Annotated in this window: 13 protein-coding genes; 11 read left to right on the top strand and 2 right to left on the bottom strand. The window is 54.9% G+C overall.

Annotated elements, in window-relative coordinates:
• Positions 1-24 precede the first annotated feature (24 nt).
• Both gppA and rhlB read right to left on the bottom strand, forming a co-directional pair.
• Entirely contained in the window at positions 25-1,509 is a 1,485-nt protein-coding gene (gene gppA / locus SP99_RS21720) for a guanosine-5'-triphosphate,3'-diphosphate diphosphatase (RefSeq protein WP_025757584.1), read from the bottom strand.
• A 6-nt stretch (positions 1,510-1,515) separates the two neighbouring features.
• On the bottom strand, positions 1,516-2,784 hold the full coding sequence (gene rhlB, locus SP99_RS21715) for an ATP-dependent RNA helicase RhlB (protein WP_025757583.1): 1,269 nt from the start codon (positions 2,782-2,784) through the stop codon (positions 1,516-1,518).
• Between the two features lie 144 nt (positions 2,785-2,928).
• On the opposite strand from rhlB, the gene trxA reads away from it, so the two are divergent.
• The 11 genes from trxA to wzyE all read left to right on the top strand — a co-directional run bounded on the left by trxA (position 2,929) and on the right by wzyE (position 15,205).
• Entirely contained in the window at positions 2,929-3,258 is a 330-nt protein-coding gene (gene trxA, locus SP99_RS21710) for a thioredoxin TrxA (protein ID WP_006179218.1), read from the top strand.
• A gap of 345 nt (positions 3,259-3,603) precedes the next feature.
• Entirely contained in the window at positions 3,604-4,863 is a 1,260-nt protein-coding gene (gene rho, locus SP99_RS21705; protein ID WP_008501566.1) for a transcription termination factor Rho, read from the top strand.
• Positions 4,864-5,105: 242 nt separating this feature from the next.
• Positions 5,106-6,209: a UDP-N-acetylglucosamine--undecaprenyl-phosphate N-acetylglucosaminephosphotransferase gene (gene wecA, locus SP99_RS21700; protein ID WP_047959702.1), complete on the top strand. Its 1,104-nt coding sequence runs from the start codon at positions 5,106-5,108 to the stop codon at positions 6,207-6,209.
• Positions 6,210-6,222: 13 nt separating this feature from the next.
• A complete protein-coding gene (gene wzzE / locus SP99_RS21695) occupies positions 6,223-7,269 on the top strand; it encodes an ECA polysaccharide chain length modulation protein (protein ID WP_025757579.1) in 1,047 nt (348 codons plus the stop codon).
• 60 nt (positions 7,270-7,329) lie between these two features.
• Positions 7,330-8,460, top strand: a complete 1,131-nt coding sequence (wecB, locus tag SP99_RS21690) for a non-hydrolyzing UDP-N-acetylglucosamine 2-epimerase (RefSeq protein WP_025757578.1) — start codon at positions 7,330-7,332, stop codon at positions 8,458-8,460.
• Positions 8,457-9,719 carry a UDP-N-acetyl-D-mannosamine dehydrogenase gene (gene wecC / locus SP99_RS21685; protein WP_047959701.1) on the top strand — a complete coding sequence of 421 codons (1,263 nt, stop codon included), beginning with the start codon at positions 8,457-8,459 and terminating at the stop codon, positions 9,717-9,719. The genes wecB and wecC overlap by 4 nt, the downstream gene beginning before the upstream one ends.
• On the top strand, positions 9,716-10,393 hold the full coding sequence (gene rffC / locus SP99_RS21680) for a dTDP-4-amino-4,6-dideoxy-D-galactose acyltransferase (protein WP_047959700.1): 678 nt from the start codon (positions 9,716-9,718) through the stop codon (positions 10,391-10,393). The genes wecC and rffC overlap by 4 nt, the downstream gene beginning before the upstream one ends.
• A 4-nt stretch (positions 10,394-10,397) precedes the next feature.
• Complete coding sequence (rffA, locus tag SP99_RS21675) at positions 10,398-11,528, top strand: dTDP-4-amino-4,6-dideoxygalactose transaminase (protein ID WP_047959699.1); 1,131 nt, start codon at positions 10,398-10,400, stop codon at positions 11,526-11,528.
• 1 nt (position 11,529) lies between these two features.
• Entirely contained in the window at positions 11,530-12,780 is a 1,251-nt protein-coding gene (gene wzxE, locus SP99_RS21670; RefSeq protein ID WP_047959698.1) for a lipid III flippase WzxE, read from the top strand.
• Positions 12,777-13,856, top strand: a complete 1,080-nt coding sequence (locus SP99_RS21665) for a TDP-N-acetylfucosamine:lipid II N-acetylfucosaminyltransferase (RefSeq protein ID WP_045285575.1) — start codon at positions 12,777-12,779, stop codon at positions 13,854-13,856. Before wzxE ends, SP99_RS21665 begins: the two co-directional genes overlap by 4 nt.
• Entirely contained in the window at positions 13,853-15,205 is a 1,353-nt protein-coding gene (gene wzyE / locus SP99_RS21660; protein ID WP_047959697.1) for an ECA oligosaccharide polymerase, read from the top strand. Before SP99_RS21665 ends, wzyE begins: the two co-directional genes overlap by 4 nt.
• The last annotated feature ends 2 nt before the right edge of the window (positions 15,206-15,207 follow it).

Genomic DNA, 15,207 nt, shown 5'->3' with positions numbered 1-15,207 from the left:
CGCCACCCGGCATTTTTCACTCTCTTACTTTACTTCCAACACCCAGTGCACATAGCTCTGCCACTGGCATTCCTGCTCGATCAACTCAGCCCCAAGCGGGTGATTATCCAGCCACTTTTCCGGCAGCGTCAGGGACAATTTTTCGTCATCGGCCACCAGGTTGATCGCAGGCAGCAAATCATCGCGGCGGCGGCTGGCAAACAGGATCGCCAGACGCAGCAGACGGCACAGATGCTCGGCCACACGCGGCGGTACGGCGTTTTGCTGGTGCAAAGAAGAGAGATCAACGGCATTGGTCTGGTTCAGCAGCAGCGTTGCCAGCAGTTTTTTCTGCGCGGGCGTATAGCCCGGTAAATCAAGGTTACGCACCAGATACGCAGCGTGAGCAGGAGCCTGCTTAAAATCAATGCTCAGCCCCACTTCATGGAGCGCACAGGCGCTCAGCAAGAGATCGCGGCTCAGATGATCGAGATCCCATGCGTTAGCGACCTGATCGGCGAAGCGTGACGCCAGTTGCGCCACGCGACCAGCCTGATCGATATCCACCAGAAAACGGCGCTGTACGTTGCGCAGCGTACGGCTACGAATGTCCTGATCAACCGACAAATGCAACATCCCATAGACCAGACCTTCGCGCAGTGCGCCGCCGGCCAGCGTCATACAGGTGATGTTGAGCTCGGTGAAAATGGCGATCAGAATGGCCAGCCCGCTCGGGAAGACCAGCGCACGTTCAAGAGTCAGGCCTTCAATTTCCAGCTCTTCCAGTCGTCCGCACTGAATAGCGCGCTGTTTAAGCTGCTGAAGCTTGGCAAGCGTAATCCGCTCGTCCATGCCCTGTGCCATCATAATTTCCTGCAAGGCCTGCACGGTACCCGAGGCACCTACGCAGACTTTCCAGCCGTGATAGCGCAGTTCGTCCATCACCGGACGTAATACCTCGCGCGCGGCATTTTCTGCCTCGTCGAAGTTCTCTTTGCCGAGATTGCGGTCGGCAAAGTAGCGCTCAAGCCAGGTCACACAGCCCATCGACAGGCTAAACAGCGAGGTCGCCTGCGCGCCCGTACCGGTGACCAGCTCCGTGCTGGCACCGCCGATATCCACCACCAGACGGCGATCGTCGCCCCCTGTGGTATGCGCAACACCCTGATAAATCAGGCGAGCTTCTTCTTCACCGCTGATCACCTGAACCGGACAACCGAGAATTTCCTGCGCTCTGGCAATAAAATCCACGGCGTTAACCGCCAGACGGAGTGTCGCGGTGGCGACAACGGTGATTTGGGAATGGGGGATATCCTGCAGACGCTCAGCGAAGAGCCGCAGACACTGCCAGCCACGTTCCATGGCTTCTGGTGAGAGGTAATTGTCGCTGCTCAGGCCCGCCGCGAGGCGGACCTTGCGCTTAATGCGCGTCAGCGTTTGTATGCTTCCCGCCACCTCGCGCACAACCAGCATATGAAAACTATTCGAACCGAGATCGATGGCTGCGTAAAGCGAGGTGGAGCTGAGCATATTTTCTTAACCTGAACGACGACGATTACGCGGCGCGCCACCTGAACGACGCGGACCATTGCCGGAGCGTGGGCGGGTAAGACGCTTAGGCGGCGGCAGTTCGCTTAACAGCGCTTCCGGATTGTATTTGCTCTGCGGAATAGAGTGACCGATGTAAGCCTCAATGGCGGGCAGATTCAGCGCATACTCTTCACACGCAAGGCTAATCGAGTGACCGCTTGCGCCCGCACGACCGGTACGACCGATACGGTGTACATAGTCTTCACAGTCGTCTGGCAGGTCATAGTTGAAGACGTGCGTCACGGCTGGAATGTGCAAACCACGAGCTGCCACGTCGGTTGCGACCAGAATGTCGAGATCGCCACGGGTAAACTCTTCGAGAATACGCAGGCGTTTTTTCTGCGCCACGTCGCCAGTCAACAGGCCTACACGGTGACCATCAGCAGCCAGATGGCCCCAGATGTCTTCACAACGATGTTTGGTGTTCGCGAAGATAATGGCGCGATCCGGCCACTCTTCTTCAATCAGCGTTTGCAGCAGACGCATTTTCTCTTCATTGGAAGGATAGAAGAGCTCTTCTTTAATGCGGTGACCCGTTTTCTGCTCCGGCTCCACTTCCACATATTCGGCGTTGTTCATCTGTTCGAACGCCAGTTCGCGTACACGGTAAGAGAGGGTGGCAGAGAACAGCATATTCAGACGCTGGTTGGCCGGCGGCATGCGGCGGAACAGCCAGCGGATGTCTTTAATGAAGCCCAAATCGTACATGCGGTCGGCTTCATCGAGCACTACAACCTGGATGGCACCGAGGTTAATGTGGTTCTGTTTGGCGTAATCGATAAGACGGCCAGTGGTACCGATCAGGATATCCACACCGCTTTCCAGCACTTTCAGCTGCTTATCGTAACCGTCACCGCCATAGGCCAGACCCAGCTTGAGGCCGGTAGCCTGTGCCAGGGGTTCAGCGTCTGCGTGGATCTGTACCGCCAGTTCTCGCGTCGGGGCCATAATTAGCGCGCGCGGCTGGTTAACTTTGCGGTCTGCAATCGCTGGGTGAGAAAGTAAATAATGAAACGTTGACGTCAAAAACGCCATCGTTTTGCCAGTACCGGTTTGCGCCTGCCCTGCAACATCGCGACCGGCCAGCGTCAGCGGCAGGGCGAGGGCCTGAATGGGCGTGCAGTTATGAAAGCCTTTGTTTTCAAGGGCTTCAATCACTTTTGGGTGCAGGGCGAAGTCGGAAAACTTCTGTTCTGTTAAATGTGTTTTGCTCATAGTGTGGTAGAATATCAGCTTACTATTGCTTTACGAAAGCGTATCCGGTGAAATAAAGTCAACCTTTAGTTGGTTAATGCGACATCAACACGTCGTTGGTGGAGACAAAACCAACGTACCAGGCTTATTCCTGTGGAGTTATATATGAGCGATAAAATTATTCACCTGACAGACGACAGTTTTGACACGGACGTACTTAAGGCTGACGGGCTGATCCTCGTCGATTTCTGGGCTGAATGGTGTGGTCCTTGCAAAATGATCGCCCCGATTCTGGATGAGATCGCCGACGAATATCAGGGCAAACTGACCGTTGCCAAGCTGAACATCGACCAGAACCCGGGCACCGCACCAAAATACGGTATCCGTGGTATCCCGACCCTGCTGCTGTTCAAAAACGGCGAAGTGGCGGCGACCAAAGTGGGCGCGCTGTCCAAAGGTCAACTGAAAGAGTTCCTGGACGCTAACCTGGCGTAAGGTTTCTCCGCTGTGCGTCCAGAGCATCTTGCTAAATGATGTGGAACTCTGGACGCCCGGCAGAAGTCGTGCTAAGTTAGCTATGACTTCGTTTTAAACATATCTTGTTGTTTGAATCTTGTTTTACCCGATACTTCCCGTTGTTGACATAAACAGTGCGTGAAGTGGCTAAATTCCGGGCTTGTCACTCAATCCGTCTTGTCGTTTCAGTTCTGCGTTCTTTCCCTGTGACCAGACAGCGAACAGACATGAGTTGATGGCCGCTAAACAGGCATGGATGACCCTGCCATACCATTCACAACATTAAGTTCGAGAATCACCCCGAGTTTAAGAACCCACACCATTATGAATCTTACCGAATTAAAGAATACGCCGGTTTCTGAGCTGATCACTCTCGGCGAAAATATGGGACTGGAAAACCAGGCTCGTATGCGCAAGCAGGACATCATTTTCGCCATCCTGAAGCAGCACGCTAAGAGTGGCGAAGATATCTTTGGCGACGGTGTGCTGGAGATATTGCAAGACGGATTTGGTTTCCTCCGCTCTGCAGACAGCTCCTACCTCGCCGGCCCTGACGACATCTACGTATCCCCCAGCCAAATCCGCCGTTTCAACCTCCGCACTGGTGACACCATTTCAGGTAAGATTCGTCCTCCTAAAGAGGGTGAACGCTACTTTGCGCTGTTGAAAGTCAACGAAGTTAACTTCGACAAACCAGAAAACTCGCGTAATAAGATCCTCTTTGAGAACTTAACGCCGCTGCACGCAAACTCTCGCCTGCGTATGGAGCGTGGTAACGGTTCTACCGAAGACTTAACCGCACGTGTTCTGGATCTGGCCTCACCAATCGGTCGTGGTCAGCGTGGTCTGATTGTGGCACCGCCAAAAGCGGGTAAAACCATGCTGCTGCAGAACATCGCGCAGAGTATTGCTTACAACCACCCTGACTGTGTGCTGATGGTGCTGCTGATTGACGAACGTCCGGAAGAAGTTACCGAGATGCAGCGTCTGGTTAAAGGTGAAGTTGTGGCTTCGACCTTTGACGAACCGGCCTCTCGCCACGTTCAGGTGGCTGAGATGGTGATCGAGAAGGCGAAACGCCTGGTTGAGCACAAGAAAGACGTGATCATCCTGCTCGACTCCATTACGCGTCTGGCGCGTGCCTACAACACCGTGGTCCCGGCTTCCGGTAAAGTACTGACCGGTGGTGTGGATGCTAACGCCCTGCATCGTCCAAAACGCTTCTTCGGTGCAGCACGTAACGTGGAAGAGGGCGGCAGCCTGACGATCATCGCGACAGCGCTGATCGATACCGGCTCCAAAATGGACGAAGTGATTTACGAAGAGTTTAAAGGGACAGGCAACATGGAACTGCACCTTTCTCGTAAGATTGCTGAAAAACGCGTCTTCCCGGCAATCGACTACAACCGTTCCGGTACCCGTAAAGAAGAGCTGCTCACCACCCAGGAAGAGCTGCAGAAAATGTGGATCCTGCGCAAAATCATCCATCCAATGGGTGAAATTGACGCGATGGAGTTCCTCATTAACAAACTGGCGATGACCAAAACCAACGACGATTTCTTCGACATGATGAAACGCTCGTAACGCAAATAAAGCCAGTGAACGCCACGTTTTTACGTGGCGTTTTTCTTTTATGGACTATACGCTAGTACCACCTACTCCCAATTTTGACCGGTCGGTGCGACAATAGGACCGTTTATACAGTCAAAGAAATAATTGATTGAAAAATATACAAAGGGAGTTGTGAGAAGCCACCTTTATTACTTCTGAGGCGGTGGCTTCATGGTTATACTTCCGGGACTAACATTTGTTGAGAGCAATCCATTGTGAATCTACTCACCGTTGTGACTGAGCTAATCAGTATATTTTTATTCACAACCTGTTTTTTGTTCATCGCGCGTAAGGTGGCAAAAAGAATAGGGTTGGTGGACAAACCTAATTTTCGTAAACGTCATCAGGGACTTATTCCTCTTGTTGGAGGGATCTCTGTTTACGCAGGTATCTGTTTCACGTTTGGTATTGCGGATTATTATATTCCACACGCAGCCCTCTATATTGCCTGTGCGGGTGTCCTGGTCCTCGTCGGGGCGCTTGATGACCGGTTCGATATCGCGGTGAAAATACGCGCCACCGTCCAGGCGGCGATTGGCGTGGTGATGATGGTCGTGGGTGGGCTGTACCTGAGAAGCCTCGGTTATGTGTTTGGCCCCTGGGAGTTAGTCCTGGGTCCATTTGGTTTCTTCCTGACGCTCTTTGCCGTCTGGGCAGCTATCAATGCCTTCAACATGGTCGACGGCATTGACGGCCTGCTCGGGGGATTGTCTTCTGTCTCGTTCGCCGCCATCGGCATTATTTTGTGGTTTGATGGTCAGTACAGCCTGGCAATGTGGTGTTTTGCCATGATTGCCGCCATCCTGCCTTATATTCTCCTGAACCTCGGTGCGCTCGGGCGTCGCTATAAAGTCTTTATGGGTGACGCGGGCAGTACGTTGATTGGTTTCACCGTGATCTGGATTTTGCTCGAAACGACGCAGGGCAAAACGCACCCGATCAGTCCGGTCACGGCATTGTGGATCATTGCTATTCCATTAATGGATATGGTGGCGATTATGTATCGCCGTCTGCGTAAAGGGATGAGTCCTTTCTCGCCTGACCGTCAGCATATTCATCATCTCATCATGCGCGCGGGTTTTACTTCTCGTCAGGCGTTTGTGCTGATCACCCTGGCCGCTGCTATTCTGGCCGCCATTGGCGTCGCGGCTGAATATGCCCACTTTATTCCTGAATGGGTAATGTTGGTATTATTCTTGCTAGCATTTTTCCTGTACGGCTACTGTATTAAGCGCGCATGGAAAGTGGCGCGATTCATTAAACGTCTGAAACGCAGGATGCGTCGTAACAATGACAAAAACCCAACATTAACTAAGTAAAACCGGGACTATGATGACTCAACCGTTGGCGGGAGCGAAATCAGTTGTAACTGAGAATGAACTGGATATTCGTGGTTTGTTTCGCGTGTTATGGGCAGGCAAACTTTGGATTGCGGGGATCGCACTGGGGTTCGCACTGTTAGCCCTGGCCTACACTTTCTTTGCAAAACAGGAGTGGAGCGCCACGGCAATCACAGACCGACCTACGGTTAACATGCTCGGTGGGTTTTATTCTCAGCAGCAGTTCCTGCGTAACCTGGATATCAAGGCCAATCTGGCGACACCTGACCAGGCTTCTGTTATGGATGAAGCCTACAAAGAGTTTGTGATGCAGTTGGCCTCCTGGGACACGCGTCGCGACTTCTGGTCCCAGACGGATTATTACAAGCAACGTATGGTGGGTAACAGCAAGGCGGATGCCGCGCTGTTAGATGACCTGATTAACAATATCCAGTTTATGCCGGGCGATGCACTGCGTAACGTGAATGACAGCGTCAAGCTGATTGCAGAAACCGCGCCGGATGCCAACAACCTGTTGCGCCAGTACGTTGCGTTTGCCAGCCAGCGTGCTGCCAGTCATCTCAATGAAGAGCTGAAAGGTGCCTGGGCGGCCCGTACCATCCAGATGAAGGCGCAGGTAAAACGTCAGGAAGAGGTGGCGAAAGCCATTTTCGCTCGCCGCGTACACAATATTGAGCAGGCGCTGAAAATTGCGGAACAGCACAATATTTCCCGCAGCGAAACGGATGTACCGGCTGATGAACTGCCGGATTCTGAAATGTTCCTTCTTGGCCGCCCCATGCTGCAGGCACGTCTGGAAAATCTTCAGGCCGTTGGCCCCGATTTTGACCTCGACTACGATCAAAACCGCGCCATGCTCACTACCCTGAATGTCGGTCCGACGCTGGACCCGCGTTTTCAGACCTATCGTTATTTGAGAACGCCTGAAGAACCTGTAAAACGCGATAGTCCGCGTCGTGCATTCCTGATGATTATGTGGGGGATTGTCGGCGCACTGACGGGCGCTGGCGTGGCGTTAACGCGTCGTCGCACAAACTAAGAACGCCGTCTACGATGAAGGCTATGTATGGCCTTCATCGCTTAATCGAAGAGAATCGATGTGAAAGTACTTACCGTATTTGGCACCAGGCCGGAGGCCATTAAGATGGCACCTCTGGTTCATGCGCTGGCCAGCGATCCTGATATTGAAGCGAAAGTGTGTGTCACTGCCCAACACCGTGAGATGCTCGATCAGGTTTTAACGCTCTTTTCTATCGTCCCGGATTACGATCTTAATATTATGAAACCGGGTCAAGGGCTGACAGAGATAACCTGCCGCATCCTGCAAGAGCTCAAGCCGATCCTGGAGTCATTCAAGCCCGACGTGGTGCTGGTTCACGGCGACACCACCACCACCGTGGCGACAAGCCTGGCGGCGTTTTACCAGCGTATTCCCGTAGGACATGTTGAGGCGGGACTGCGCACCGGCAATCTCTACTCGCCGTGGCCGGAAGAAGCTAACCGCACGCTCACCGGACATCTGGCGATGTACCACTTTGCACCCACGGAAAATTCCCGTCAGAACCTGCTGCGTGAAAATATCGCTGATAACAAAATCTTTGTGACCGGTAATACGGTCATTGATGCGTTAATTTGGGTACGTGACCGCGTGCTGGCGAACCGCGAACTGCAGGAAGACCTTGCTGCCCGTTATCCCTTCCTGCACAACGGCAAAAAAACCATCCTGGTTACCGGCCACCGCCGCGAAAGCTTTGGCAGGGGCTTTGAGCAGATCTGTCATGCGCTGGCTGAAATTGCTGCGCAGAACGAAGATGTGCAGATCGTTTATCCGGTCCATCTCAACCCTAACGTCAGCGAGCCGGTTAACCGCATTCTGGGTCATGTTGACAATGTACTTCTGATGGAACCGCAGGACTACATGCCGTTTGTCTGGCTGATGAACCATGCCTGGCTGATCCTCACCGATTCCGGTGGGATCCAGGAAGAAGCGCCTTCCCTCGGTAAACCGGTGCTGGTGATGCGTGAAACGACCGAACGCCCGGAGGCCGTTAAAGCGGGAACCGTGCGCCTGGTCGGAACCAGCACGCAGTTGATTGTCGAAGAGGTCACGCGCCTGCTGCACGACGAGGAAGCGTATCAGGCAATGAGCCGGGCCCATAACCCATATGGCGACGGGCAGGCTTGTGGTCGTATTTTGCATGCACTTAAACACAATCGGGTATCGCTATGAGTTTTACTACCATCTCTGTCATTGGTCTTGGCTACATTGGCTTGCCCACCGCGGCGGCGTTTGCCTCTCGTCAAAAACAGGTTGTCGGTGTGGATATCAACACACGCGCGGTGGAAACCATTAACCGTGGCGAAATTCATATTGTGGAGCCCGATCTCGACCGCGTGGTCAAGGAGGCGGTTGACGGGGGATTCCTGCGCGCCAGTACCACGCCGGTTGAAGCGGATGCGTACCTGATTGCCGTTCCCACGCCATTTAAAGGCGACCATGAACCCGATATGGTCTATGTCGAAGCGGCGGCGAAATCTATCGCGCCCGTGCTGAAGAAAGGGGCGCTGGTGATCCTTGAGTCGACGTCGCCGGTTGGCGCGACCGAGCAGATGGCGCAGTGGCTGGCCGACGCGCGTCCTGATTTAAGCTTCCCGCAACAGGCGGGAGAGCAGGCGGATATCAATATCGCCTACTGTCCGGAGCGCGTACTGCCGGGCCAGGTGATGGTTGAACTGATTAAAAACGACCGCGTGATTGGCGGTATGACGCCCGTGTGTTCTGAACGTGCCAGCGCGCTATACAAGATTTTCCTTGAAGGCGAATGTGTGGTGACCAACTCCCGCACTGCTGAAATGTGTAAGCTGACGGAAAACAGCTTCCGTGACGTTAACATTGCCTTCGCGAATGAACTGTCACTGATCTGCGCCGATCAGGGGATTAACGTCTGGGAGTTGATTCGCCTGGCGAATCGCCATCCGCGTGTCAATATTCTCCAGCCAGGCCCGGGCGTGGGCGGACACTGCATCGCCGTCGACCCGTGGTTTATCGTGGCGCAGAATCCGGCGCAGGCTCGTCTGATCCGCACCGCGCGTGAAGTGAACGACAGCAAACCGCACTGGGTACTCAACCAGGTCAAAACCACGGTAGCGGATTGTCTGGCAGAGAGCGGCAAGCGCGCCAGCGAGCTGAAAATCGCCTGCTTTGGTCTGGCATTTAAGCCCAACATTGACGACCTGCGCGAAAGCCCGGCAATGGAAATTGCTGGAATGATTGCCGAATGGCACAAAGGCGAAACGCTGGTGGTCGAGCCAAATATTCATGAACTGCCGGCAAAACTGGCGGGGCACTGCACGCTGACAGCGCTCGACAATGCCCTGGCGACGGCGGATGTGCTGGTGCTGCTGGTGGATCACAACGAGTTTAAAGCGATCTCCGGCGATGCCGTTCATCAGCAGTATGTGGTTGATACCAAGGGTGTCTGGCGTTGAGCCGCCTGAATGGGGTACTCGAGTCTCTGCAATGGGAGAGTGCCTTTTTCGGTCTGCCGTCGGCCATCGTGCGTCTGCGCGATGATGCGCCGGCACTGACGGAATCGGCATTTACCGCCTGGCAACGGGTACAGGCTAAGATCCCGGCGGACCGTACTGATCTGCTTGATGCGCTCCAGCAGCACGGCTTTAAGCTGGTTGAAGGTGAGGCCGATCTCTCCATTACCCTTACCCGGTACGATGCGCCCGGTGCGGAAATGGCAACCGAACAGGATATTCCCGTGTTGCGTCAGATGGCGGCCCAGGCGTTTGCGCAGAGCCGCTTTCGCGCGCCCTGGTACGCGCCTGGCGATAGCGGACGGTTTTACGCCCAGTGGGTGGAGAATGCGGTTAAAGGCACGTTTGACCATGTCTGCCTGGTTTTTCGGGCAGGGGACAGTCAGATCCAGGGATTTGTCTCCCTGCGTAAGCTCAACGAGCGCGAGGCGCGGATTGGCTTATTAGCCGGGCGTGGGATGGGTGAGAAACTCATGCAGGCGGCGCTGTACTGGGCGCAGGAGCAAAAACTTGTGACGCTGCGGGTGGCGACCCAGGTGGGCAATACCGCCGCGCTTAAACGATATATTGCGAGTGGTGCCAACATCGACGCCACCGCCTACTGGTTATACAGGTGACAAGATGATTCCATTTAACGCACCACCCGTCGTGGGCACCGAACTCGACTACATGCAGTCTGCTATGGGCAGCGGCAAACTCTGCGGTGATGGTGGGTTTACCCGTCGCTGCCAGCAGTGGATGGAGCAGCGTTTTCACAGCGCTAAAGTATTGCTGACCCCGTCCTGTACGGCATCACTGGAAATGGCGGCCCTGTTGCTGGATATCCAGCCTGGCGATGAAGTCATTATGCCAAGCTATACCTTCGTCTCCACGGCGAACGCGTTTGTCCTGCGCGGGGCGAAAATCGTCTTTGTGGATATCCGTCCGGATACCATGAACATTGATGAAACGCTCATTGAAGCGGCGATCACCGATAAAACGCGCGCGATTGTGCCGGTCCACTATGCGGGCGTAGCCTGCGAAATGGACACCATCATGGCGATTGCCAACAAACATAACCTGTTTGTGGTGGAAGACGCCGCCCAGGGGGTGATGTCCACCTACAAGGGACGCGCGCTGGGCACGATCGGCCATATTGGCTGCTTTAGCTTCCACGAAACCAAAAACTACACCGCTGGCGGTGAGGGCGGCGCGACGCTGATAAACGATCGCGCGCTGGTCGAGCGCGCGGAAGTGATCCGCGAAAAAGGGACCAACCGCAGCCAGTTCTTCCGCGGACAGGTAGACAAATACACATGGCGCGATATCGGCTCAAGTTATCTGATGGCGGATCTGCAGGCGGCATACCTGTGGGCGCAGCTGGAAGCCGCGGAGCGTATCAACCTTCAGCGTCTGTCCCTGTGGCAAACCTATTACGACGCGCTGGAGCCTCTGGCGAAAGCCGGGCGCATTGAACTCCCGACCATTCCGGCTGATTGTGTCCACAATGCGCACATGTTCTACATCAAGCTGCGCGATAACGACGATCGCAGCCAGCTCATCGCCTGGCTGAAAGAGGCTGAAATTATGGCGGTGTTCCACTACATTCCGCTGCACTCCAGCCCCGCGGGCGAAGCGTTCGGCATATTTGCGGGTGAAGACCGTTACACGACCAAAGAAAGTGAGCGTTTGCTTCGCCTGCCATTGTTCTACAACCTCGCGCCAGTTAACCAGCGTACGGTGATTAATACCCTTCTGAGCTATTTCGGCTGATATGTCTCTGGCAAAAGCATCGGTGTGGACCGCCGCGTCCACACTTGTAAAAATTGGCGCCGGACTGCTGGTCGTCAAGCTGTTGGCTGTCTCATTTGGCCCGTCAGGTGTCGGGATGGCGGGTAACTTCCGCCAGCTTGTTACCGTCCTTGGGGTGCTGGCCGGTGCCGGAATCTTCAACGGCGTGACCAAATACGTTGCGCAGTATCATGATGATGCGCTGCAGCTGCGCCGTGTGGTGGGGACAGCTTCGGCGATGGTCACGGGTTTTTCGACCCTGATGGCGATTGTCTTTCTGCTGGCGGCGGCCCCCATCAGCCAGGGACTGTTCGGTCACACCCACTATCAGGGACTGGTGCGTCTGGTTGCGTTGGTGCAGATGGGTATTGCCTGGGCTAACCTGCTGCTGGCGCTGATGAAAGGTTTTCGTGATGCTTCCGGGAACGCCCTTGCGTTAATCCTGGGAAGCGTCATTGGTGTTATTGCCTATTACTTCTGCTATCGCCTCGGTGGCTATGAAGGCGCCCTGCTCGGGCTGGCGCTGGTACCGGCCCTCGTGGTTGTGCCTGCCGCGTTTATGCTGATGCGTCGGGGCGTCATCCCTCTGCGCTACCTGAAACCGCAATGGGACAAGCTGCTTGCCAGCCAGCTGGGTAAATTTACCCTGATGGCGCTCATCACCTCCGTCACGCTGCCCGTGGCCTATGTGATGATGCGAAACCTGCTGGCGGCGCATTATAGCTGGGAGGAGGTCGGGATTTGGCAGGGCGTGAGCAGCATTTCTGACGCCTACCTCCAGTTTATTACGGCTTCCTTTAGCGTTTATTTGCTGCCAACCTTATCGCGTCTGACGTCCAGACAGGATATCACCCGCGAGATTTTCCGATCGCTGCGCTTTGTGTTGCCGGCGGTTGCGGCTGCCAGCTTCACCGTCTGGTTATTGCGCGATGTCGCTATCTGGCTGCTCTTCTCGGCGAAGTTCACCGCCATGCGCGATCTCTTTGCCTGGCAGCTGGTGGGCGATGTACTGAAAGTGGGGGCTTACGTTTTCGGCTACCTGGTGATTGCGAAGGCCTCACTGCGGCTGTATATCCTGGCGGAAATTAGCCAGTTTGTGTTACTGACGTCGTTCTCGCACTGGTTGATACCCGCGCACGGCGCGCTGGGGGCGGCTCAGGCCTATATGGCAACGTATATCGTTTATTTCGCTGCCTGTTGCGGCGTATTTTTATTGTGGCGTAAACGCGCATGACTGCACTGATTCACATCCTGGGATCGGATATCCCACACCATAACCAGACCGTTTTGCGGTTTTTCAACGACGAGCTGGCATCGGGTAATCCCGATGCGCGTGAGTTTATGGTTGCAGGTCAGGATAAGGGCCTGAGCGCAGCATTTCCGGCGCTGAACATGAGCTTCTGGCCGGATAAGGCCACGCTGGCAAAGGCGGTGATTGCCAAAGCCAAAGCGGATCGTGAGCAACGATTCTTCTTCCACGGGCAGTTTAATACCGGCCTGTGGCTGGGGCTTCTCAGCGGGGGGATTAAACCTTCCCAGTGCAGCTGGCATATCTGGGGGGCCGATCTCTACGAAGTCTCCCGCGGCTGGAAATTCCGTCTGTTTTATCCCCTGCGCCGTATGGCCCAGGGGCGGGTGGGCTGCGTTTTTGCTACCCGTGGCGATCTCAACTATTTTGCGAAGCAGCATCCGAATGTGCGCGGTGAGCTGCTCTATTTCCCGACCCGCATGGATCCGGCGTTGAACGCCATGGCGAATGACACGGTGCGAGAAGGCAAGCTGACGATCCTGGTGGGGAATTCCGGCGATCGCAGTAACGAACATGTTGCAGCGCTCAGGGCGGTGCATCAGCAGTTTGGCGACACGGTGAAGGTGGTGGTGCCGATGGGCTATCCCGCCAATAACGACGCCTACATTGATGAGGTTCGCCAGCAGGGGCTCGCGTTATTCAGCGCGGAGAATTTGCATATTCTGCGGCATAAGCTGGAATTTGAGGAGTATCTCGCGCTGCTGAGAAAATGCGACCTCGGGTATTTCATCTTTGCCCGTCAGCAGGGCATTGGCACGCTGTGTCTGCTTATTCAGGCGGGGATCCCGTGCGTGCTCAACCGCGATAACCCGTTCTGGCAGGACATGGCCGAACAGCATCTTCCGGTCCTGTTTACCACGGATGTGCTTAATGAAGAGGTTGTTCGGGAAGCACAGCGACAGCTGGCGCTGGTGGATAAAAACGCCATCGACTTCTTTAGCCCGAATTACCTCACGCCGTGGCACCGCGCACTGCGTATCGCTGCAGGAGACAAAGCATGAGCCAGTTGCAATTCAGCGGTTTGCTGGTCGTTTGGCTGCTGAGCATCCTGTTTATCGGTACGCTCACCTGGTTCGAATTCCGCCGCGTGCGTTTCAACTTTAACGTGTTCTTCTCGTTATTGTTTCTGCTAACGTTCTTTTTCGGTTTCCCGCTTACCAGCATTCTCGTCTTCCGCTTTGACGTGAGCGTCGCGCCGCCGGAAATTTTGCTCCAGGCGCTTCTGGCGGCGACCTGCTTCTATGCGGTCTACTACGTTACCTATAAAACGCGTCTGCGTTCCGCGCAGGCCACCGCGCCGCGCCGGGCGCTTTTTACCATGAACCGGGTGGAGACCCACCTGACGTGGGTGATGTTGATGACAATCGCCCTGGTCAGTGTCGGCATCTTCTTCATGCACAACGGCTTCCTGCTGTTTAAGCTGCACTCCTACAGCCAGATTTTTTCTGCCGAAGTGTCGGGCGTGGCGCTTAAGCGTTTCTTCTACTTCTTCATCCCGGCGATGCTGGTGATCTTTTTCCTGCGTCAGGACAGTAAAGCGTGGCTGTTCTTCCTGGTCAGTACCGTCGCGTTTGGCATCCTGACCTATATGATTGTGGGCGGTACGCGCGCCAATATCATTATCGCTTTCGCCATCTTCCTGTTTATTGGCATCATCCGCGGCTGGATCTCGCTGTGGATGCTGGTTGCCGCCGGGGTGTTTGGCATTGTGGGGATGTTCTGGCTGGCGCTGAAGCGGTACGGAATGAACGTGGCGGGTGATGAGGCGTTTTATACGTTCCTCTACCTTACGCGGGATACGTTCTCGCCGTGGGAAAACCTGGCATTACTGCTGCAAAACTACGACAAGATTGATTTCCAGGGGCTGGCACCGATTGTTCGCGACTTCTACGTCTTTATCCCTTCCTGGCTATGGCCGGACCGCCCTGGCGTGGTGCTGAATACGGCGAACTACTTTACGTGGGAAGTGCTGAACAACCATTCCGGTCTGGCAATCTCGCCAACGCTGCTCGGTTCCCTGGTGGTGATGGGGGGGGCGTGGTTCATTCTGCCCGGGGCGGTTGCCGTGGGGCTGATTATCAAGTGGTTCGACTGGCTTTACCTGCGTGGCAATGAAGAGACCAACCGCTATAAAGCGGCCATTTTGCACAGTTTCTGCTTCGGTGCCATTTTCAATATGATCGTTCTGGCGCGTGAAGGACTGGATTCGTTTGTTTCGCGCGTGGTGTTCTTCATGGTTGTTTTCGGCGTCTGCCTGTTACTGGCCAAGCTGTTGTACTGGCTGTTTGATAATGCAGGGCTTGTGCACAGGCGCGAGCGTCAGGGCAGCACAACGCTGTCACAAGTCTGAGT

It is taken from the genome of Enterobacter sp. BIDMC92 (assembly GCF_001030225.1).
Lineage (GTDB): Bacteria > Pseudomonadota > Gammaproteobacteria > Enterobacterales > Enterobacteriaceae > Enterobacter > Enterobacter sichuanensis.
Note: the sequence above shows the minus strand (reverse complement) of the source record. Positions and strands in the feature narration are given on the sequence as shown.